Consider the following 17,792-nt stretch of genomic DNA (forward strand, 5'->3'; position numbering starts at 1 on the left):
GCTCACATCACCGCGCCAGCGAATCCATAGACCCGGCGCTCGCCGGCCATGGCGACCAGTTCCACCCTGCGCGATTGCCCCGGCTCGAAACGCACCGCGGTGCCGGCCGGGATGTTGAGCCGGTAGCCCCGCGTGGGTGCGCGCTCGAAGCGCAGCGCGTCGTTGACCTCGAAGAAGTGGTAGTGCGAGCCGACCTGGACCGGACGGTCGCCCAGGTTGGCGACCGTGACCGCGAGCGTCGCGCGGCCGGCGTTGAGTTCGATCTCGCCGGCGTCGATCAGCAGTTCGCCGGGAATCATCGGCGTTCGTCCGGTCCGCGCCTGCGGATCTCCGCGCTGCGACGGCGTTGCCACAGCGCCACTGCCGCCAGGCTAAGGGCCGCGAACAGTGCCGCGACCACCCAGTGCTCGGGCTCGCCGGGTGCGTGATCCGGGTGTGTGAGCAGCGCCGTCGGCGCGGCAAGCAGCAGGGCAAACGCGGTGGTGCGTGCAGTGTTCATGCGATGGGTCCGTGGACAGTGACGAGCTTGGTGCCGTCGGGAAAGGTGGCTTCGACCTGGATGTCGGGGATCATCTCGGGCACGCCCTCCATGACCTCGTCGCGGCCGAGCAGGGTGGTGCCGTAATGCATCAGTTCCGCCACGCTGCGGCCGTCGCGGGCGCCTTCCATGATCGCGGCGCTGATCAGCGCCACTGACTCCGGGTAGTTCAGCTTCAGGCCGCGCGCGCGGCGGCGCTCGGCCAGCAAGGCGGCGGTGAACAGCAGCAGCTTGTCCTTCTCGCGCGGCGTCAGTTCCATGTCTCAGGTGTTCCAGATGCGGGGTGGGCAGGGGTTGCGGCCGATGACCGTGGGCCTTAGCGCCGCCCACAGCGCCTCCAGCAACGCACGCACCGGCGCGCAGTCAGGCCCGAGCACGCGGATCAGCAGCAACTCGCTGGGCGCGCCCAGCCAGCTGATGCCGCAGGGCAGGGGCAAACTGCGCCGCGCGCTCGCGCAGGGTGCCGAGCAGCGCTTCGATCTGCGCCGGCAGGTCTGGCGCGGCAGCCCAGGCGGTCGCCATCACCGGATGGCCGGCGAGGCCCAGCGGCGAGTCGCGCAATGGATCGTCCGCGCCGAGCGCCACCTGCTCGCGCCAGCGCTCGCGGCCGTCGCGCCAGAGTTGCAGGCGCTGACGGAGACAGCCGCGCAGCCAGCGCTCGCCGGCCGCGATCCGGCCAAACTGCACGAGGTCCCAGCCGAACATGCGCGCCGACGGGTGCAGCTCGATCCGCAGTGATTGTTCGGCGTCGGCGGCTTCGAACAGGATCGATTCTTGCGGCAGCCATTCCAGGCAGGCGCCCGCTTCCAGACGCAGGGAGACCGTCTGGCGCGCGCGACCGCGCTCACCGTGGTACCACTTGGTGGCGCCGGGCGTGGTGGCGAGCACCGCGGTGCCCTGGTTGAGCGCGAATCGGATGTCCAGGGCATCGCCGCCGGCCAGTCCACCCGGTGGGTGCAGCAGCAGCGCATGCGCGATATCCGCGCCCTCCGGGTACAGCAGCTTCTGCACCCGCAAGGGGCCTTCATGGCGGTTGCGCACCAGATGCGTGCACGCCCGTTGGTCACGCGAAAAATCAAGCTCCAGCCACGCCTGCCACGCGGGCGGTCCGCAGCCGATGTCCGGCGGTATGGCCGGGGCGAGTGTTGCAAGGGCGCTGATTTCGAGCATGCCCGTTCAACGCAAGGACCGCGCCAGCCCGCGGACTACCGTTGATCGGCGGTTCACTCAATTGGTACTATTTTAGTCCTGTATCAATTCCCGGGCCTCGCCGCCGATGTTCCGCCTGTCCAAATTGGCCGATTACGCCACCGTGCTGATGGCCTGCCTGTCGGAAGATCCGGCCACGCAGCTGTCGGCGCAGGCGCTGGCCGAGCGCACCCGGCTGGAGGCACCGACGGTCTCCAAGCTGCTGAAGCAACTGGCGCAGGCGGAACTGGTGGTGTCGACCCGCGGTGCCAGCGGCGGCTACCGCCTGGCGCGGCCGGCGAACGCGATCAGCATCGCCGAGATCATCGCCGCCATCGAGGGACCGCTCGGCATGACCGAGTGCAGCATCCATGCAGGCCTGTGCGACCGCGAGACCCACTGCACTGTGTCGAGCAATCTGCGCAAGATCAGCAACGCCGTGGAATCCGCGCTGCGCGCCGTCACGCTGGCGGACATGGCCGCGCCGCCGCTGCGCTGGCAGCCGCGCGTGCACGTCGAGCGGCTGGTGGTTAAAAGCCGGGACACGCATTGATTCCACACCCTACGAACGGGGAGACACGCACCGCTCGCTGCTGATTCCTTCGTGATTTCAACGGCTTGGTCCGACCAAGGCCAACGCCCCCAGGCGCCCGCGGCGCCGGAAAGGATGGTCTGTCGCGCTCAGTTGGAGAGCGAACGAGCCACGCCCAGGCCGCGCAGCCAGCGCTGGCCGATTTCCGCTGCCTTGTCGAGGAGCGCACTTTCGCTGCCGATAACGCGACAGAAGCCTTGCTTGGGCTTGACCGCGCGCACGCGGTGGGTCCACTCGTTTGAGTCCATTCCCAGGCGGCCGAGGACGGCCGGCGGCTTCCCCGTGATCCGCCCGCGCTTGCTGGGGTGCCATTGGCGGCCGGTCATGTCGACCAGTTCGATGTACTCGGTGGTTGAGAGCGCCGTCACCGGCAGGCCGCGAATGCCCAGCACCGGCGCCAGTTGAGGTCGGCGCGGTTCGCTGGTTGTGGCGCGACGGTTGCCACCGGTCGTGCAGGACAACGTCTCGCCACGCGGTTCCGACTCGATGGCTCGGATACGTTTCAGGATGCTCGTGTGTACCGAGCCCTCCAGTTGCGAGGTCATGCCGGCGCGGATGGGGTTCAGGTCCACATAGGCCATGGCCGACAGCACTGCGGTCTCGTCGAGCAGGACCTGGGATCGGAAGCGTCCTTCCCAGAACCGGCCCTTGCAGTGGTCCTCGACGTTCGCGCGGCGGGCGATGGGCTCACTGAGCGATTTCATGAACCACGAGAGACTGCAGAACCGCGCGCGCAGCACAGCCAGCCGGGCATCGTTCGCGACGATCTGCGCCTTCGCTGCTTCGTACTGACCATCCTCCGGCGGATACAGCCCCAGCCATCGGGCGGCGACCTCGTCCGGATCCCAGTACCGCGCGACGTCGGCATGCATCTCGATCACGATATGCAGGTGATTGCTCATCACCGCGTAGGCCCAGATCGAGACGGCATACAGCTCCGCCAACTGCGCCAGGCGATCTTCAACCCACTGCCGGCGATGCTCGTGATCGGTGCCCGTCAATGGATCCTGCCCGCAGAGCCAGGCGCGGCGTACACAGCGGGACACGCAGTGATAGATGCCGTGGGCGTTGGCGGGGACCAGGAGGGAGCGGGCTTGCGTCATGGGAGCAGCATGGCGCAATCGGTTGGCACCGGCTGTCAGAAGACTCCGACGGCGGTGTCAGAAAGCGATGATTTGTGCCTGTCCTCGCTTCGTGCGCCTGCGACCAGCAGCAGTGTCTCCCGCTGCGTGTCGAATCGTCGGGTGTCCTCGTTTCCGGCTGCGTGTCGAATCGTCGGGTGTCCTCGTTTCCGCGGGTGTCCTCGTTTCCGCGTTGGTGTCCTCGTTTCCGCGTTTCCGATCCGCAGCCGCGTGCTACCCTTTCATCATCCCGGTTTGGCATGAGAGGTGCGCCAATGAACGACCCACTGGTCCGCTTCCTGTTCACGGCAGGCGTCGCGCTGGCGCTCGCAGCCTCGTCGGTGGATTCCGCCAAAGCCTCCCCTGCCTCGACCAAAGAGGCAGAAACCGAATACAAGGACAACCTCAGACTTGACTTTTGGATAGAAAAAACAGCTCTCGACGACCAATTCGGGGAAATTCGCGACCACGCGAAGGGCGACGCACAGGAAGCGGGTGCTCAATCGGCGGCGCCTGCGCCCGAAGTAGCCGTAGCTGAGCCAGAGGCACCGACTGATGAGGCGGAGGCAGTGGCGGAAGAGGAAGAGGTCGAAGACGACGCCGCGGATGAGGAATCCGAATAACGTCTAGCCAGCATTGCTCACTCGACGCTAACGGCACGCAGCACGTGGGTTCGCGGAGCTCGCCGCATCCTGCAAAGGCGCGGCCTTGATGCCGTTCGCCTTCGCCTCAGCACATTCTACAAAGGCGCGTCCGCCTCTGCGCTCAGACACGTCAGGCTGTTAGCCATTCCGGCGATCTTCTGCGCGGCGCCTTCGAGGGTGGCGGAGCCGATCAATGAGCCGAAGCGACGGATGATGAGGACATGGCCGCCGCCGAGGTCGCGGGCGGCTTCGACGAGGTAAAACTGTCGGTGGGCGCGGGCGAAGCGCTCTTTCTGGCGTTGCAGCTCTGCCTTGTTGTCGCGCCAGGGTTGCAGCGCGCTGCGTTCGGCGGCGCGGTAGGCGTCGCGATCGGCCTGGCGCTCGGGATCGTCGAGATCGAGGGCACGCCAGTCGCTCCAACGCGCTTCTCGCATGCGCTCGAGAATGTCGGGTAGATGGGGCAGGTGCAGCATAGCCATGGACGGCGGGGCGACCACCTGTGCGGGCAGGGCCGCGTTCTCGATGACGCTCATCCTGATGCGCCAGCCGCTCTCGTCGCCCGCCGCGAGCACGCGATGCTTGTCCGCGAGTTGGTCGACGTCGTCGAGAAATCCGCCCTGGAAGTAGTGCTGCCATAGGCGTTGGCGAATCAGCAGATGGGTCAGGTCGGCGGCGAAGCCGTCGATCAAGGCCTGCGCCGCGGCGGCATCGTCGAGCGCATAGAACTCGGCCCATTGCTCGCCTTCGGAATCGTCAGAACTTCCGGCCAGCTCGACGCGATAGCCGCGCCAGCGAAAGCTCTCGTCGTAGGCGGTTACGCGGGAAACGTTGCCGTTGGGAAAGCGGATGCTGCAGGCGACCGTCTCGGCACGATATTCGCGCCGGTTGCGCAACTCTTCGTAGTGCGCCTGCGCGCGCGCGGCTTCCTGCGCCTGCTGCAGGTAGATCCCGACGCCGGCAGCGGTCAGTGCCAGGATCGTTCCCACGGCGATCAGGATTTTCGTGCGAGCGGCCATGCCGCGATGTTTTCGCGTCCGCCGTGAGCAAGCAAGAGGGGCGCAGGTTGCACGCAGGCGTTGGCAGCGACCGACCCGAGTGAGAAGAGCACCGTCTCACAGAATGAGCAGAGCGAGGGCACCCATCACACCGAAGCGGAGCGAGGACACCCAGACCGGAGCGAGGACACCCATCGCCCATCGACTCCGCCGACAAGCAATCGAGGACAATCCGTAACTCGTCGAGCGACCGGACTAGTGTGGTGTTCCGCAATTAGGTTGAAGAAATTTCCGATGAATTTTGCGGCGAGGCAAGGCGAGAGGAGGAGTCATAGCAGGGCTATGGCGACGACGAGCAACGCCGCATCGGCGCAAAAGGCGCGGAAATAATTCAAGGTAATTGCGGAACACCACGCTAGCTCGCTGGTTGGGTCGAGGCGCTCCATGCGGCTCCACTACCTGCCGTATACCATGGTATCCATCACGACCATGGAGGCCACGATGAACCAGACCGCGAAGGTGTTCACGAACGGCCGCAGTCAGGCGGTACGGCTGCCGGCGGCCTTTCGTTTCGATACCAAGGAGGTTTTCATCCGCCAGGACGAGCAGACGGGAGACATCATCCTTTCTCGCAAGCCACCGGACTGGAAGGGCTTCCTTGCGGCGCTCGATGGGGTCGAGGTTCCGTCTGACTTCCTGTCCGATCGTGATCAGGGCGACGCCGGAGATCGCGATCCGTTCGCGGATGTTCCGGCGTGAAGCGCTACATGCTCGACTCCAACATCGTCAGCCTCCTCATCCGAAGGCAATCGACGCTGGTGGAACGGGTGCAAGATCATTCGATGTCCAGCCTGTGCGTGAGCGCGATAACGGCGGGAGAGCTGGCGATCGGTTTGGCTCGGCGCCCGGAGGCAACCCGCCTCAAGATCGCGGTCGATGAGTTCTTGCTTCGGGTCGACGTGTTGCCTTGGGACGGTGCGATCGCCGAGGCCTATGGCGCGCTCCGGGCGAGGATGGAGATCGCAGGAAGGAACCTCGCACCGCTCGACCGTTTGATTGCCGCACACGCACTGGAAACGGGCGCAGTGCTCGTGACCAGCGACCGGGCTTTCGGCCACGTACCGGATCTGCAGATCGAGGACTGGACAACGCCGTGAGCACGGATCCTTGCACGAATGCTGTGGCGGGCAATGGCGACTGCAATTCCTGGACATCGTCGAGCGCCGCGCACAACGGCACCCGCGCCAACCTGCAGCCGCAATGGGCAACCGCTTGGGAGGTCGCCGCGCCGTGGGGTTCGACGATGCTCGCCTTCGATGGGAACAACCTCGTCTGTTGCGTGGAGGACTGAGCGAGCCCGGCCGGCGCCCGAAGGATCCCGATATCAGTAGGTGGTCAAGGCAGTTGCAGCGCGATTTGCGCCTTCGGCTGCGGGCATGTTCGGCGGATTGGCGTCATCGCGATCGAGTTGCTGCACGCGCGCCGCCGCCGCACCGCCGATCCAGGGACAGTCGCTGCGCCCGGCCAGGCGCAGGCGCAGCCGGCCGACGACATCGTAGCCGGCATCGGCGAGCCCCCGCGGCAACGCGCCGAGCAGCAGGCCGGCGAGCACGTACAGGCCGCTGCAGTGGCGCAGCACGGCGGCGACCGCCGCGGCGCGCCGGTGCACCTGGCCATTCGCGTCGATGACGATCACGCTCTCGCCCGCCACGTCGAAGCCGTGTTGGCGCGCGTAGTCCGACTGCAGCGCGGCGACCCGCAGCGGCTGCGCGCCCTCCGTTGCCGCGATGCGCACGCAGCCGTGGCAAAAGGCGCAGGCGCCGTCGTAAAGCACGGTCAGCGCTTGCGGCCTGGCCCAGCGCTGCACCCAGCGCGGGTCGAAGGCGAGCAGGTGCGCCAGCAGCATCGGGATCGTCAGGTCGGCGAAATCGAGCAGCAGCAGGAAGCCGCACTGCGCCAGCAGCATGGTCGACCACAGCATGGCGCGCAGCCGCGGCCACAGGTAGAGCGGCGCGTACAGCAGTTCCACCCACAGGATCGCAAGCGTGATCGCGTGCAGCAGGCCGGGCCAGTCCAGCAGAAGCGTGCGCAACAGGTGATCGCGCGCGAGCGGGTTCTGCAGGACCATCGCGACCGCGTCGCCAGCCACCCAGGCCGGCGATTGCAACTTGGTCCAGCCGCTGTAGCTGTAGCACAGCGCGAGCATCGCCAGGTGCGCCAGCCTCAGCGAACGCGGCAGCCGCCAGCCGATGTCGTCACCGGCTGCGCGCGGCACGCCGGCGTGCAGCAGCAGCATCCAACCGAGCAGCGGCAGGCTGGGGTTGGCGATCAGCGGGTTGCGCGCGTGCAGCCACGCCAGCAGCAGCGCGCACACCACCGCGGCGGTACGGTCAAGGCGGCCGCAGGCGATGGCGACGCCGCAGGCGACGCCTGACAGCAGCAGCAGCGTCGCCATCCAGGGACTGTCGTCCAGCCAGAAAGGACTCGGGAGCAGGCCGAACAGCGGTGAGCGCTGCGCATCGCCGAGCATGCCTTGCGCCGAGAACAGTTCTGCCGCCCACGGCAGCAGGCTGGCGAAGTGCACCACCAGGAAGGCACCGAGCAAGGCACGGTAGATCGCGTAGTGGCCACGGGTCCAGTCGCTGGCACGCTCATTCATCGACAACCTCCCGGCTTGCACAATCCAGCGTCTGCACCAGCGGCAGGCGCGCCGGCGCGTCCGCACGCGGCTGCACGCGGATGCGCCAGCGCTGGTGCGCGCCCAGCCCCAGTTCGGCGGCGGCCAGGCCCGGTGCGCACAGCGCATGCACCAGCACGCTGGCGTGCATTCCGCGGGTGCGCTCATCGCTGCGCAGCAGCGGGCCGTACGCAAAGGCCGCGCCGTAGGCGTTGCGGCGGTTGTAGGGGCCGCGCAGGCCGGCGTAGCGCGCCGGATCGATCTCGACCTCGTGCCAGCGACCGTCGTCATCCGCGCCGGCGACGAAGAAGCGGTTGGCGAAGGTCTCGAAGCCACGATGGGCGGTGAACACCTTCATCGCCGGCGCGACCTGAGTCGTGGCCGCGAGTGCCCGCACACGCCGCCAGCCGCAGACGTCGGCGAGCATCTGCGTACAGCCGACCAGCAGCAGGCAGGCGGCATACCAGTTGCGGTTCATCGCGGCGTCCTCCACAGCAGCAGGCGGCCGAGCTGGCGTTCGCGGTCGTCGGCGAAGCCGCATTCGCGCGGCGATTCGCGCGGGTTGTCCAGGGTCCCGAACAACCAGTCCCACAGCGGCAGGTCGGAGTAGTTGTCGCGGTGCCAGTCGCGCTGGTGGTGGCGGCGGTGGCTTTCCGGCCGCTGGATCAGGTAGCCGAGCCAGTGCGGCGTGCGCACATTCCAGTGGTAGAAGAGCTCGGCGAGGCCGGCGAAGGTCAGTGCCAGCGCGACGCTCGCCGGCTGCAGCCCGAGCACGCTCACCAGCAACAGGCTGGTCAGCAGGCCGTTGGCGAGGATCTCCAGCGGATGCTTGTAGAAGCTGGTCAGGACTTCGATCCGACTGGCGCTGTGGTGCACCGCGTGGAAGGTGCGCCACAGCCACGGCGACTGGTGGCGCGCACGATGCCACCAGTAGAACACGAAGGTGATCAGCAGGTAGCCGAGCAGCGCGTCGGGCAGCAGGCCGTAATCGACTTGCAGCAGCTTCGGCGCGCCAGCGAGCGCGTGGTCCCAGGTACGCGCACCGAGCAGCGCCACCGCCAGTTGCACGAGGTTCAACAGCAACAAGCGCGACCACCAATGGCGCGAGTCCGGCTGGGGTTGGCCGGGGCGCCACTGTTCGAGCACCCACATGCCGAAAGCGGCCGCGATCACCGCACTAGCCGTATCCATCTCGATTCTCCTCCAGGACCTGGCGCCGACGTTGAGTGCAGGTCGCACGAAACTCAACTAATGATTTCGAGATGGCAGCCCGCGCACCGTCCGGTAGCATCATGCGCTACCTTCCAGGCTCCAGCGCGATGAAACAAAGCCACGCGATCCACCAGGCCCTGAAGCGATTGCTGCGCCAGCGCGGTCGCCGCTACGCGCAGGCCGCGGAGGTGCTGGCGCTCAGCGAAGCCAGTGTCAAGCGGCTGTTTTCGCGAGCCGAGCTGTCGCTGCAGCGGATCGAGCTGCTGTGCGACTGGCTCGGCGTCGAGATCTCGGACCTGGTCGAACAGAGCCGCGAGCTGCAGCCGCTGGTCACCGAACTCGACCCCGCGCAGGAGCGTGCGCTGCTCGGCGATCCGGCGCTGCTGCTGACGGCTTACCTGGTGATCAATGGCTGGGGCGAGGCCGAGATCCTCGAGACCTGGCAGTTCACGCGACCGCAACTGACCCGCCACCTGATCGCGCTGGAACGCCTCGGCCTGATCGAGCTGATGCCCTTCGGCCGCATCAAGCGGCGCACGGCGCGCAACTTCGGCTGGCGCAAGGACGGTCCGGTGCAGCGCTACTTCGCGACCCAGGTGCTGCCGGAATTCCTCGCCACACGCTTCGACCAGCCCGGCGAGGAGATGCACTTCGTCGGCGGCATGCTCTCGCGCGCCTCCGTGTACAAGCTGCACGAGGGCATGCGCGCGCTGGCGCGCCAGCTCGACGAACTGGTGCAGCAGGACCTCGGGCTGCCGGTCGCCGAACGCCACGGCGTCAGCCTGCTGCTGGCCTTGCGGCCGTGGGAGTTCAGTGGTTTCACGCGCCTGCGCCAGGGGCCGCGCGGCAAGTATTTCTGAGGTGGCACCGTGCTTGCGCACCCTCTCCGCTACACCGGAGATTCACTGCGCGGCGATCGCCCAGGATGACCAACGTCCCCGCCTTGGCATAGCCGTCCGTGATCGTCTCAATCTTCGAGTCATCCGCCTCAACTTCGGCGGGGAGTGCCGTCACGAAGGCCGCCAGGAACAGCGCTATCGGCAAGAGGTCCATCGGATGCTCCCGGTATCTCGGCTCATGCCAAATGACGGTGGCGCGACACGCGAAGCGGAAGCTGGACGAAGCCAAGGCGAAAGACGCAGCCACCACCGGCAAGGAGCTTGGGAAAGCAGCCTGGGCACTCTCACCGAACATCCGATAACTCATTGATCTGAAGAGCATTTTGTCCGCAAAGGACGCGAAGGACGCAAAGAAGAGCGGAAACCGCTTTCGCTTCCTTTGCGTTCTTTGCGTCCTTTGCGGACAAGAAAAGTGGCGCGGGTCGCGAAGAAGTTCGATGCGCGAATAAGCGCACCGGCAAAGGCGACCGGAACTCTCACCGAAAATGCCGCAAAGCATTGATTTGGCAATGATAATTCGGAGGGCACGAGGGCAAGAGGGCACGAGGGCACGCAAAGGCGCTCCTTCGCACCGAACCGGCTCTTGCGTGCCCTCGTGCCCTCGTGGCCTCGTGCCCTCCAGTTCGATGCGCGAATAAGCGCACCGGTCAGGGGCGACCGGGACACTCACAAAAGAGCACGAAACGGGTCCAGGAAAACTGCGTGGCAAGACACTCGCTCGCGCCCAGCGGCGAGATCCTGATCGCTCCATCGCGACGCGGCGTCGAAGGGAGCTGCCTCGCGCGACCCTCTCGCAAGTGCATCGACGCCGCGCCCGGCAGCAATCGGGCGACCAGCGTTTCGTTGTTGACAGTGATCGAGCCGCTGGACCGGGTTCAACAGGGCTCGGCCGCGTTACCCGGATTGCTGGGGGTGACGTTGCGAGTGCCTTCCACTTGCACGCTACGCAGGACCCAGTTGTCGCCATCCATCCGATAGCTGACGATCGAGTCCACCTCGCGCTGCGGCTCGCCGTTCAGATCTGCGTAGTACACCGAGGTCACCCTGAACTCGATGACTTCGCCCTTGCGGACAGAGGTCCGAATTGCCAGTGAGTCGATCTGGTCGTTGCTGCCCGGACTTGCACCCAGCGCCAAGTTGCCCACGAACAGATAGTGATTCTTGAGATCTGACCCGATGCGAGCCTCATCAGGTGTCGAGGCTTGCTGGGTGACCTCATCGCGCACGGGTGATTCTGAACTCTGGGCGGCCCCGACGTCATTGACTGAAGCGCGGATGGCAAATGCGGCCACCAGGAGAAAGCTGATGAGTTTGCGTGCGGGCATTGGCGGTTCCCTGATGCGGAGTCCTGTCGGACGTGATGGCGGGGGAGAGTGCAATCACGAAATCGATCGAACTCTGAACCGAAGACTGTCCCCCGGGACCGAAGTTCCGCAACCTCGGACTGCCGGCCCGTGGTCCGCGCCTGTGAGCGGATCCTGCCCGCAGAGCCAAGTGCGGCGGACATGGCGTGATACGCAGTGATAGACGCCGTGGGCGTTGACCCGGACCAGCAGGTAGCGGGCTTGCGTCATGCGCGGAACATGCGCGGTCGGAAATCGAAGGATCTGTGGCAAGTTCGTGCATTTCGGCGCGCGTCTATGATGCGTGCATTCGCGCAATGGACAGGACCATGCTGGGACTGGTCGAGTGGCTGTTTTCAATCCTGCTGAAGAAGCGAACGCCGACGCCGACGATCGATGTCGCCTGGGGCGACCCGGTGGCGCGCGAAATACGCACGGCGCTGGCGGCTGGCGATTTCCGCGCTGCTGAGGCGCGCCTCGGGACGGCGCCGGACGCGCAGACGCTCGAGCACTGGATCCACGCCTGCAGCGACTGGGACGGACGCCCCGAATGGCTCGACCAGTGGGTGAGCCGGAGCCCGGCTTCGCCGCTCGCGTACCTGGTGCGTGGGGAGCACGGCACGCACTGGGCTTGGCAAGCGCGCAGCAGCCGGCGCGCCGACCAGGTCGACGATGCTGCCTTCGCCGAGTTCTTCCGGCGCCTTGAACAGGCCGATGCCGACCTCGAGGCGGCGCAGCGACTCGATCCGGACAGCGCACTGCCTGCCGCGCTCGCCATCCGCGTACGCATGGGCCTGCAGTCCGAAGAGGAGCACACGCGCGCCACTTTCGATCACGCCATCGCGCGAGCACCGACGCTGGTCGGTGCGCATCGGGCGATGCAGACCGCGCTTTGCGCCAAGTGGGGTGGTAGCCACGCCGCGATGTTCGCCTTTGCGCGGGAGCACTGCGATCGTTCCGCCGCGCTGCAGGTGCTGGTCCCGATGGCCCACATCGAGGCACTCATCGACAGCGAAGATGTCGATGAGCGGCGCGAGTACATGCGTCGCAAGCCGGTGCGCGAGGAACTCGCAGCGGCATTCGCGCGCTTCGGCGAGGGCCGCGACCGAAGCGCCACCCGCAGTGGCGCCAACGCCTTCGCGTTGTGCTTCGCGCTGGCCCGCGATGTGAGTCGTTGCGATCGCGCCTTCGCGCTGACCGAGGGTCTGGTAGCCCGAATGCCATGGCTGTATTTCGGCGATCCGCTGGCCCAATACACGAAGGTCCGCGCGTCGGTGGCCTGATGTCCTGGCCGCGCAGCCAGCGCTGACCGATTTCCTCTGCTTTGTCGAGGAGTGCACCTTCCCTGCCCATCACGCGGCAGAAGCCCCCCAGTACGCCTTGCGCGGGTTGGCTGTAAAGAAGCGGGGACAACCGTCGATTCCCTGACCGACGAACGCAGGCACACGCGCAGGTGTCCACTGACTACTTCGTGATTTCAAGGGCTTGGTCAGGCCAAAGTCAACGCCCGGCCTGAGCCTTGTTCGGGCTTGATCGCGCGCACGCGGTGGGTGCACTGGTGAGTCCATGCCCAGGCGGGCAAGCAACGCCGGCGGCTTGCCCGTGACGCATCCGCGCTTGGTGGGGTGCGATTGGCGGCCGGTTGCGTCGACGAGTTCGATGGATTCGGTGATTGAGACCGCCGTTACCGACAGGCCGCGAATTCCCAACATCGGTGCCAGTTCAGCCAGGTCGGCGCGGTGTGCTTGCTGTGGCTCGACCGTTCTCGCTTCGGTGCCAGTGCCGCCACCGGCAATGAGCGCTGCGCGCAGGAAATTTCGTCTCTTGTTCTTGAGCCCCACCCACGGAGACGTGCATGTCGATTCTGCTCAGCTTGACCGCCGCCGCGCTGTTGGCGGCCAAACCGCAACCGGATCCCGGCCCTGGCGCCACGTCGCGCTTCGCCCTCAACGGCACGCTGATGGTCGCGCCCGCCGCGTCACCTGGCGGGCGTTATGCGGTCACGGCAAGCGCCCGGCTGTACCTCCCTGATCGTGTCAGCACAGGTCGCTTCTCGCTGAAGTCCAGCAACCAGGGAGACGGCAGCACCAGCTGCAGCTCCACAGACGACATTTTCCAGAACGGTTTCGAATGACCAGGATGCCCGCCATGACCTCGACTACCCGCACCATGTTGTGTTCCGCCCTGTTGATGGCGCTCGCTCAGACGGCCGGTGCCGCCAGCATGCGTTATCAAGGCCAGCTCAGTGATGCCGGCCAGCCGGCCAATGGCCGCTATGACATCCAGATTGCGCTGTACAACGCGCCGGCAGGTGGTGCGCTGCTCGATGAGCCCATCACCTTTGACGATGTGCAGGTGCGAGACGGTGTGTTCGAGCTCGAACTGGAAGCCCCGCAGGCCGCCCAAAACCAGAGTGCGTGGCTGCAGGCGGCGGTGCGTGATGGCGCCAGCAGCGGGACTCTGCTGCCGCTCTCTTCACGCGAAAAGGTGACGCTGGCACCCTTGATCGGCGCTTGCTGGAGCACCACGGGTGATACCGGCAGCAATCCGACGGTCAACTATCTGGGCAACGCCGATAGCCAGACCCTGGTGCTGAGTTCGCCCGATGGTGTTTCGGTCCACAAGCGCGCGGCGATCACCAATGGCTCGGCCGATCTGCTGGTAGGCGCGCGCACAGGCGGCGATGACGATGCCGATTTGCAACTGGAATCGCGCACCGGAAAGATTGCCACGATGTATGTCCGAGACTCCAACAACAACCTTATCTTCGCCAACAACGGTGGTGCCTTCGAATTCTTTGATGGCGTCTCTACAGCCACACAGAATGTGGGGGCGCCGGTCTATCAATTCAGCGGCCGTTTGCGCAGCGGGGCTGCCGGCGTCGGCGCGGCAGACACCAGTGGAGGTCTGTGGCTCAGCGACGAGGTTCAGGACAGGTCCTTTGTTGGACGCGGTTCCAACAACACCAACTGGACCGGCATCTTTGCCAATAACGCCTGGCGCATGGTGGTCAACGATGATGGGGGTGTCTTGTTCAACTCGGTCACCCCACCCGGGGGGCAGCCGGGCTATGACATGTTGCTCGCGCCGCGCCCCGATGGCGATCCTGATGCGGATCTGGTCCTGCAAACCCGTGTGGGCAGGTTCGGGCGTCTTTACCTGGACGATGCCACCGGCGGCTTCACCTGGAATACGTTCAATCTCAACGCCGGGGCCAACTTCTTTACCATGAGCAACGGTGCCTTGCTGTCCAACGGCGGCGTATGGACCAATGCCTCCAGCCGTGAACTGAAGGAAGGCTTCCAGGCCGTGGATACGGGTGCCATGCTGGAAAAGTTGATCGGCCTGCCGATCACCACCTGGACCTACAAGACCTCCGCTGAAGGCACCCACATCGGACCCGTGGCCGAGGATTTCAAAGCGGCCTTTGGCTTGGCCGGTGATGGCAAGGCGATTGCCACCGTGGATGCCGATGGGGTGGCCCTGGCGGCCATCCAGGGGTTGAATGCCAAACTGGAAGCAGAAAACGCGCAGTTGCGTGATCGGCTGACCCAGATCGAGGTGGCGCTGCAGCAGCTGCAATCGCGATGAACCGCGCGTAGCGGGCCAGCAATGCCTGGGTGCGCGGGCCTGTGGTCCGCGCTTCCCAAGGACGTGCAGCGCAGCTCCCCATGGCCAGTCGGCCTGCGGATTGTCTGCTGTGCGAACAGCATGCTGACCCCCAGCCCGAGCTCCCCTTCAGCGATCATGGATGCTCCCCCGTGATCGCTGGATCCTCATGTCTGACTCGCTCGGCACTGCCCGCACCGCCGCGGTGTTTCTGGAGCTGTCCGAACTTCCCGCTGCGCAGCGGCACGCCCGCCTGGCCGCCTTGCAGGCCGCGGAGCCGGAACTGCATGAGCAAGTCCTGCTGTTGTTGAACCGCCTTGATGACAGCGCTGCGGAGCCCGGCTTCGTGCTCGCGCTGGGCCAGTCCGAGACGGCACCCGCCATGGCCTGGGCCGGACGGCGGCTGGGACCGTTCGAGTTGCTGAGCGAAATCGGTCGTGGCGGGATGGGCGCGGTGTGGCGTGCCCAGCGCGTCGATGGTCAATACGCACAACAAGTGGCGATCAAGTTGCTGCACACCCACGCCCGGGACGACACCCGTCGACAGGTGCTGCTGGAGCGCTTCCTGCGGGAGCGACAGACGCTCGCCGGGCTCAAGCATCCGCACATCGCAGCGCTGCTGGACGGTGGGGTCGATGAGCGTGGGCAGCCCTGGTTTGCGCTGGAGCTGGTGGACGGCCTGCCGATCACACGTTACGCCAGCGACCGCCACCTGGGGCTGGCGGCCCGCCTGCGTCTGCTGTTGCAGGTATGCGATGCGGTGCAGTTTGCCCACCAGAAGCTGATCGTGCATCGCGATCTCAAGCCCGACAATCTGCTGGTGGACCAGGCCGGCCAGGTCAAGCTGCTGGATTTCGGCATCGTCAAGCTGCTCGACGATGGTTCGGATGGTGCGCAGACGCAGACCGGCGCACGGGTGTTCACACCCAACTATGCTGCGCCCGAGCAGGTGCAGGGTGGCGGGATCAGTGTCGCCACCGATGTGTATGCGCTGGGTGTGATCCTGTTCGAGCTGCTGGTAGGCCGACGTCCATTCGTACACAGCGGCGCAGGGCTGCAAATGGCGCAGATCAGCGCCGGCTGGCGTGCCGAGGCACCCTCGCGGGCGCTGGCGCGTGACAGTGGCTCGACACGTCGAGCGCGTCCGCTACGCGGTGATCTGGACACCATCGTGCTGCGCTGCCTTGCCCACGATCCGCCGCGGCGCTATCCCACGGTGCAAGCGCTGGCCGATGATCTGCGTCGCTACCTGGATGGGCAGCCGATTCGCGCACGCCCGGACAGCCGCTCGTATCGGCTCTCCAAGTTTTTGAGCCGCCATCCATACGGCAGCGCTGCAGCCGTCCTTGGGCTGTGCCTGCTGCTGGGCTTGACCACGGTCAGCGTGCTGCAAGCCCGTCGCGCGCAGCAGCAGACCCGTCTGGCCGAAGCCTTCGCCCATCAGTCGCAGATTGATCGCGATCTGGCCATTGCGCAGTCGCAACGACTGGAGCTGATGCAGGAACACTATGCCAGCGTGATCAACCGGGCCTTGTCTGGTGGCGCCGCGATGACACCGGATGCCTTGCTGGAGATGGCCGGTGACATCAATGCCAGCGTGGCCGCCAATGATCCAGCGGCTAGGCGTTCGATCGAGCTGGGACAGGCGGAGCTGTTTCTGGTGCGCAATGACTTCAAGCACGCCATCGAATTGCTGGAGGCCATGGGACCGCGGCGCGAATCCTTGTCCGATCTTGAACAGGTCAATTTTTCAGAAACGCTCGGCGTCAGCTATCTGCGGGTCGGCCGAGTCGACGAAGTGGACGAGGTACTCGATGCGGGTGAGCAGGCAGCACAGCGCCTGGGCCCGCGCAAGGACCTGGCTCAGGCGCAATTGAAGATCGTGCGTGCGCAGTGGCTGCGTACCCGCGGAGAGCCTGCCGCCGCGTTCCAGCAAGCGTTGGCAGCTGCTTCGCTCGTGCGCAATGCGGCCGGGGTCAGTCCCATGCGATACGGACAACTGCTGATCAACGCCGCGCAGACAGCGATGTTCGCGGGCGAAGTCGACACCGCGCATGATCTGTCCAGCGAGGGGCTGGCGATCTGGAAGCAGGCCGGATTGCAGGGCATGGTCACGTTCGCGACCGCCGAAACCGTATTGGGTAATCTGGAATTGCTGGCGGGTCGGCCAGCCGCGGCACTGCAGGTGTTCGAGCGCGTGGCACGGACGGGTGCCAGTGTCGAAAACATCCCCAGTGCCGCAGCCCGGGAATCCTCGATGGCCAAGGCGCTGGCCCTGCTGGGTCGTGATGATGAAGCACTGGCACTGGCGGAACAGGCACAGCAACGCTTCTGCGCAGTGGTTGGAGCAGACACGCTGGACTGTCAGCGCATGCGTATGGTGAAGATTGATGTGGCACAGTGGGCCGGTCGCACGAATCTGGCCCGGCGGCAGTTGGCGGTCGTTGAAGCCGCGATCGGGCCCGCACCGCCCGCAGTGATTGCGCACATCCTGCCGGTCAGCCAGGCACTCATCGCGCTTGCAGAGCGGCCGGACTTGCGCACGGTGCAGCAGTTGCAGCACGCACTGGAGGGCATGGCTGCGCAAGGCGGTGTAGGCCCGCGCAATGCACGTAGACTGCGCCTGGGTGCTGCCGAACGCTTGTTGGCGGGCGGCCACGAAGCGCTGGCGGTGCAGTTGATGCAATTGGCTCCGCCCGCCGACCCCGCAGCGGCGCCCATGACTGGGGAGGTGGGCATCGATGCCGCATGGAGCGTGTTGTGGACGGCGAAACTGGCGGGTAATGCCGCTGATCCGGAGGCTCTTCGGACGGCATGGGAGGCGTTGCGCACACAGCTCGGTGATGACCACCCAGTCGTCAGGCGCTGGCGCTCAGGCGCCACAGGAGCTTGATTCAGGAGCAATGGACGTGACACACGCCGCGTATTCTGGCCGGCATTCGAATCGACCCCAGGAAACGATCGCCCCGCGATG

21 protein-coding genes are annotated in these 17,792 nt (G+C 66.0%); 10 read left to right on the forward strand and 11 right to left on the reverse strand.

Annotation, left to right across the window (positions count from 1 at the left end; translation table 11 throughout):
- Window positions 1-2: 2 nt before the first annotated feature.
- From IPK27_06540 to IPK27_06555, 4 genes are all read right to left on the reverse strand, one after another.
- Window positions 3-299, reverse strand: a complete 297-nt coding sequence (locus IPK27_06540) for an urease subunit beta (protein ID MBK8067279.1) — start codon at window positions 297-299, stop codon at window positions 3-5.
- Entirely contained in the window at window positions 296-499 is a 204-nt protein-coding gene (locus IPK27_06545) for a hypothetical protein (GenBank protein MBK8067280.1), read from the reverse strand. The genes IPK27_06540 and IPK27_06545 overlap by 4 nt, the downstream gene beginning before the upstream one ends.
- The gene (ureA, locus tag IPK27_06550) at window positions 496-798 is read right to left on the reverse strand and encodes an urease subunit gamma (GenBank protein ID MBK8067281.1); all 303 of its coding nucleotides are present in this window, start codon (window positions 796-798) and stop codon (window positions 496-498) included. Before ureA ends, IPK27_06545 begins: the two co-directional genes overlap by 4 nt.
- A gap of 103 nt (window positions 799-901) precedes the next feature.
- Complete coding sequence (locus tag IPK27_06555) at window positions 902-1,579, reverse strand: urease accessory protein UreD (GenBank protein ID MBK8067282.1); 678 nt, start codon at window positions 1,577-1,579, stop codon at window positions 902-904.
- A 235-nt stretch (window positions 1,580-1,814) separates the two neighbouring features.
- Between IPK27_06555 and IPK27_06560 the strand changes: the two genes are divergently transcribed.
- A complete protein-coding gene (locus tag IPK27_06560; protein ID MBK8067283.1) occupies window positions 1,815-2,279 on the forward strand; it encodes an SUF system Fe-S cluster assembly regulator in 465 nt (154 codons plus the stop codon).
- A gap of 128 nt (window positions 2,280-2,407) precedes the next feature.
- On the opposite strand, the gene IPK27_06565 is transcribed toward IPK27_06560, so the two are convergent.
- A complete protein-coding gene (locus IPK27_06565) occupies window positions 2,408-3,439 on the reverse strand; it encodes a transposase (protein MBK8067284.1) in 1,032 nt (343 codons plus the stop codon).
- 275 nt (window positions 3,440-3,714) lie between these two features.
- Between IPK27_06565 and IPK27_06570 the strand changes: the two genes are divergently transcribed.
- Window positions 3,715-4,062 carry a hypothetical protein gene (locus tag IPK27_06570; GenBank protein MBK8067285.1) on the forward strand — a complete coding sequence of 116 codons (348 nt, stop codon included), beginning with the start codon at window positions 3,715-3,717 and terminating at the stop codon, window positions 4,060-4,062.
- Window positions 4,063-4,178: 116 nt separating this feature from the next.
- Here IPK27_06570 and IPK27_06575 read toward each other — a convergent pair whose 3' ends face one another.
- On the reverse strand, window positions 4,179-5,099 hold the full coding sequence (locus IPK27_06575) for a hypothetical protein (protein MBK8067286.1): 921 nt from the start codon (window positions 5,097-5,099) through the stop codon (window positions 4,179-4,181).
- A 480-nt stretch (window positions 5,100-5,579) separates the two neighbouring features.
- On the opposite strand from IPK27_06575, the gene IPK27_06580 reads away from it, so the two are divergent.
- From IPK27_06580 to IPK27_06590, 3 genes are read left to right on the forward strand one after another with little or no spacing between them, the layout of a single operon-like run.
- A complete protein-coding gene (locus tag IPK27_06580; GenBank protein MBK8067287.1) occupies window positions 5,580-5,837 on the forward strand; it encodes an AbrB/MazE/SpoVT family DNA-binding domain-containing protein in 258 nt (85 codons plus the stop codon).
- The gene (locus tag IPK27_06585) at window positions 5,834-6,235 is read left to right on the forward strand and encodes a type II toxin-antitoxin system VapC family toxin (GenBank protein ID MBK8067288.1); all 402 of its coding nucleotides are present in this window, start codon (window positions 5,834-5,836) and stop codon (window positions 6,233-6,235) included. Before IPK27_06580 ends, IPK27_06585 begins: the two co-directional genes overlap by 4 nt.
- The gene (locus tag IPK27_06590) at window positions 6,232-6,429 is read left to right on the forward strand and encodes a hypothetical protein (protein MBK8067289.1); all 198 of its coding nucleotides are present in this window, start codon (window positions 6,232-6,234) and stop codon (window positions 6,427-6,429) included. Before IPK27_06585 ends, IPK27_06590 begins: the two co-directional genes overlap by 4 nt.
- Window positions 6,430-6,462: 33 nt before the next feature.
- Here the strand turns inward: IPK27_06590 and IPK27_06595 are convergent, their stop codons facing one another.
- From IPK27_06595 to IPK27_06605, 3 genes are read right to left on the reverse strand one after another with little or no spacing between them, the layout of a single operon-like run.
- Window positions 6,463-7,737, reverse strand: a complete 1,275-nt coding sequence (locus IPK27_06595; GenBank protein ID MBK8067290.1) for a DUF393 domain-containing protein — start codon at window positions 7,735-7,737, stop codon at window positions 6,463-6,465.
- Window positions 7,730-8,233: a hypothetical protein gene (locus IPK27_06600; GenBank protein MBK8067291.1), complete on the reverse strand. Its 504-nt coding sequence runs from the start codon at window positions 8,231-8,233 to the stop codon at window positions 7,730-7,732. Before IPK27_06600 ends, IPK27_06595 begins: the two co-directional genes overlap by 8 nt.
- A complete protein-coding gene (locus tag IPK27_06605; protein MBK8067292.1) occupies window positions 8,230-8,946 on the reverse strand; it encodes a sterol desaturase family protein in 717 nt (238 codons plus the stop codon). Before IPK27_06605 ends, IPK27_06600 begins: the two co-directional genes overlap by 4 nt.
- Before the next feature lie 128 nt (window positions 8,947-9,074).
- On the opposite strand from IPK27_06605, the gene IPK27_06610 reads away from it, so the two are divergent.
- Window positions 9,075-9,827: a helix-turn-helix transcriptional regulator gene (locus IPK27_06610; protein ID MBK8067293.1), complete on the forward strand. Its 753-nt coding sequence runs from the start codon at window positions 9,075-9,077 to the stop codon at window positions 9,825-9,827.
- Window positions 9,828-10,741: 914 nt separating this feature from the next.
- Here IPK27_06610 and IPK27_06615 read toward each other — a convergent pair.
- Window positions 10,742-11,191 (reverse strand): hypothetical protein, encoded by a 450-nt coding sequence (locus tag IPK27_06615; GenBank protein ID MBK8067294.1) that lies wholly within the window; start codon window positions 11,189-11,191, stop codon window positions 10,742-10,744.
- Window positions 11,192-11,526: 335 nt separating this feature from the next.
- On the opposite strand from IPK27_06615, the gene IPK27_06620 reads away from it, so the two are divergent.
- Complete coding sequence (locus IPK27_06620; protein ID MBK8067295.1) at window positions 11,527-12,492, forward strand: hypothetical protein; 966 nt, start codon at window positions 11,527-11,529, stop codon at window positions 12,490-12,492.
- Between the two features lie 69 nt (window positions 12,493-12,561).
- Here IPK27_06620 and IPK27_06625 read toward each other — a convergent pair whose 3' ends face one another.
- Window positions 12,562-13,050 carry a hypothetical protein gene (locus IPK27_06625; protein MBK8067296.1) on the reverse strand — a complete coding sequence of 163 codons (489 nt, stop codon included), beginning with the start codon at window positions 13,048-13,050 and terminating at the stop codon, window positions 12,562-12,564.
- 14 nt (window positions 13,051-13,064) lie between these two features.
- Here IPK27_06625 and IPK27_06630 point away from each other — a divergent pair, with 14 nt between their 5' ends.
- The 3 genes from IPK27_06630 to IPK27_06640 all read left to right on the forward strand — a co-directional run bounded on the left by IPK27_06630 (window position 13,065) and on the right by IPK27_06640 (window position 17,711).
- A complete protein-coding gene (locus IPK27_06630; GenBank protein ID MBK8067297.1) occupies window positions 13,065-13,343 on the forward strand; it encodes a hypothetical protein in 279 nt (92 codons plus the stop codon).
- A gap of 14 nt (window positions 13,344-13,357) precedes the next feature.
- Window positions 13,358-14,800, forward strand: a complete 1,443-nt coding sequence (locus IPK27_06635; protein ID MBK8067298.1) for a tail fiber domain-containing protein — start codon at window positions 13,358-13,360, stop codon at window positions 14,798-14,800.
- 187 nt (window positions 14,801-14,987) lie between these two features.
- On the forward strand, window positions 14,988-17,711 hold the full coding sequence (locus IPK27_06640) for a serine/threonine protein kinase (GenBank protein MBK8067299.1): 2,724 nt from the start codon (window positions 14,988-14,990) through the stop codon (window positions 17,709-17,711).
- Window positions 17,712-17,792: the final 81 nt, after the last annotated feature.

This window comes from Rhodanobacteraceae bacterium, from assembly GCA_016713135.1.
Classification (GTDB): Bacteria; Pseudomonadota; Gammaproteobacteria; order Xanthomonadales; family SZUA-5; genus JADKFD01.

Excerpts from the sequence above, each read along its gene's own strand:
- IPK27_06540 (MBK8067279.1), bottom strand. The coding sequence starts at position 299 with ATGATTCCCGGCGAACTGCTGATCGACGCCGGCGAGATCGAACTCAAC.
- IPK27_06545 (MBK8067280.1), bottom strand. The coding sequence starts at position 499 with ATGAACACTGCACGCACCACCGCGTTTGCCCTGCTGCTTGCCGCGCCG.
- ureA (MBK8067281.1), bottom strand. The coding sequence starts at position 798 with ATGGAACTGACGCCGCGCGAGAAGGACAAGCTGCTGCTGTTCACCGCC.
- IPK27_06560 (MBK8067283.1), top strand. The coding sequence starts at position 1,815 with ATGTTCCGCCTGTCCAAATTGGCCGATTACGCCACCGTGCTGATGGCC.
- IPK27_06570 (MBK8067285.1), top strand. The coding sequence starts at position 3,715 with ATGAACGACCCACTGGTCCGCTTCCTGTTCACGGCAGGCGTCGCGCTG.
- IPK27_06575 (MBK8067286.1), bottom strand. The coding sequence starts at position 5,099 with ATGGCCGCTCGCACGAAAATCCTGATCGCCGTGGGAACGATCCTGGCA.
- IPK27_06580 (MBK8067287.1), top strand. The coding sequence starts at position 5,580 with ATGAACCAGACCGCGAAGGTGTTCACGAACGGCCGCAGTCAGGCGGTA.
- IPK27_06595 (MBK8067290.1), bottom strand. The coding sequence starts at position 7,737 with ATGAATGAGCGTGCCAGCGACTGGACCCGTGGCCACTACGCGATCTAC.
- IPK27_06600 (MBK8067291.1), bottom strand. The coding sequence starts at position 8,233 with ATGAACCGCAACTGGTATGCCGCCTGCCTGCTGCTGGTCGGCTGTACG.
- IPK27_06605 (MBK8067292.1), bottom strand. The coding sequence starts at position 8,946 with ATGGATACGGCTAGTGCGGTGATCGCGGCCGCTTTCGGCATGTGGGTG.
- IPK27_06610 (MBK8067293.1), top strand. The coding sequence starts at position 9,075 with ATGAAACAAAGCCACGCGATCCACCAGGCCCTGAAGCGATTGCTGCGC.
- IPK27_06615 (MBK8067294.1), bottom strand. The coding sequence starts at position 11,191 with ATGCCCGCACGCAAACTCATCAGCTTTCTCCTGGTGGCCGCATTTGCC.
- IPK27_06620 (MBK8067295.1), top strand. The coding sequence starts at position 11,527 with ATGGACAGGACCATGCTGGGACTGGTCGAGTGGCTGTTTTCAATCCTG.
- IPK27_06630 (MBK8067297.1), top strand. The coding sequence starts at position 13,065 with ATGTCGATTCTGCTCAGCTTGACCGCCGCCGCGCTGTTGGCGGCCAAA.
- IPK27_06635 (MBK8067298.1), top strand. The coding sequence starts at position 13,358 with ATGACCTCGACTACCCGCACCATGTTGTGTTCCGCCCTGTTGATGGCG.
- IPK27_06640 (MBK8067299.1), top strand. The coding sequence starts at position 14,988 with ATGTCTGACTCGCTCGGCACTGCCCGCACCGCCGCGGTGTTTCTGGAG.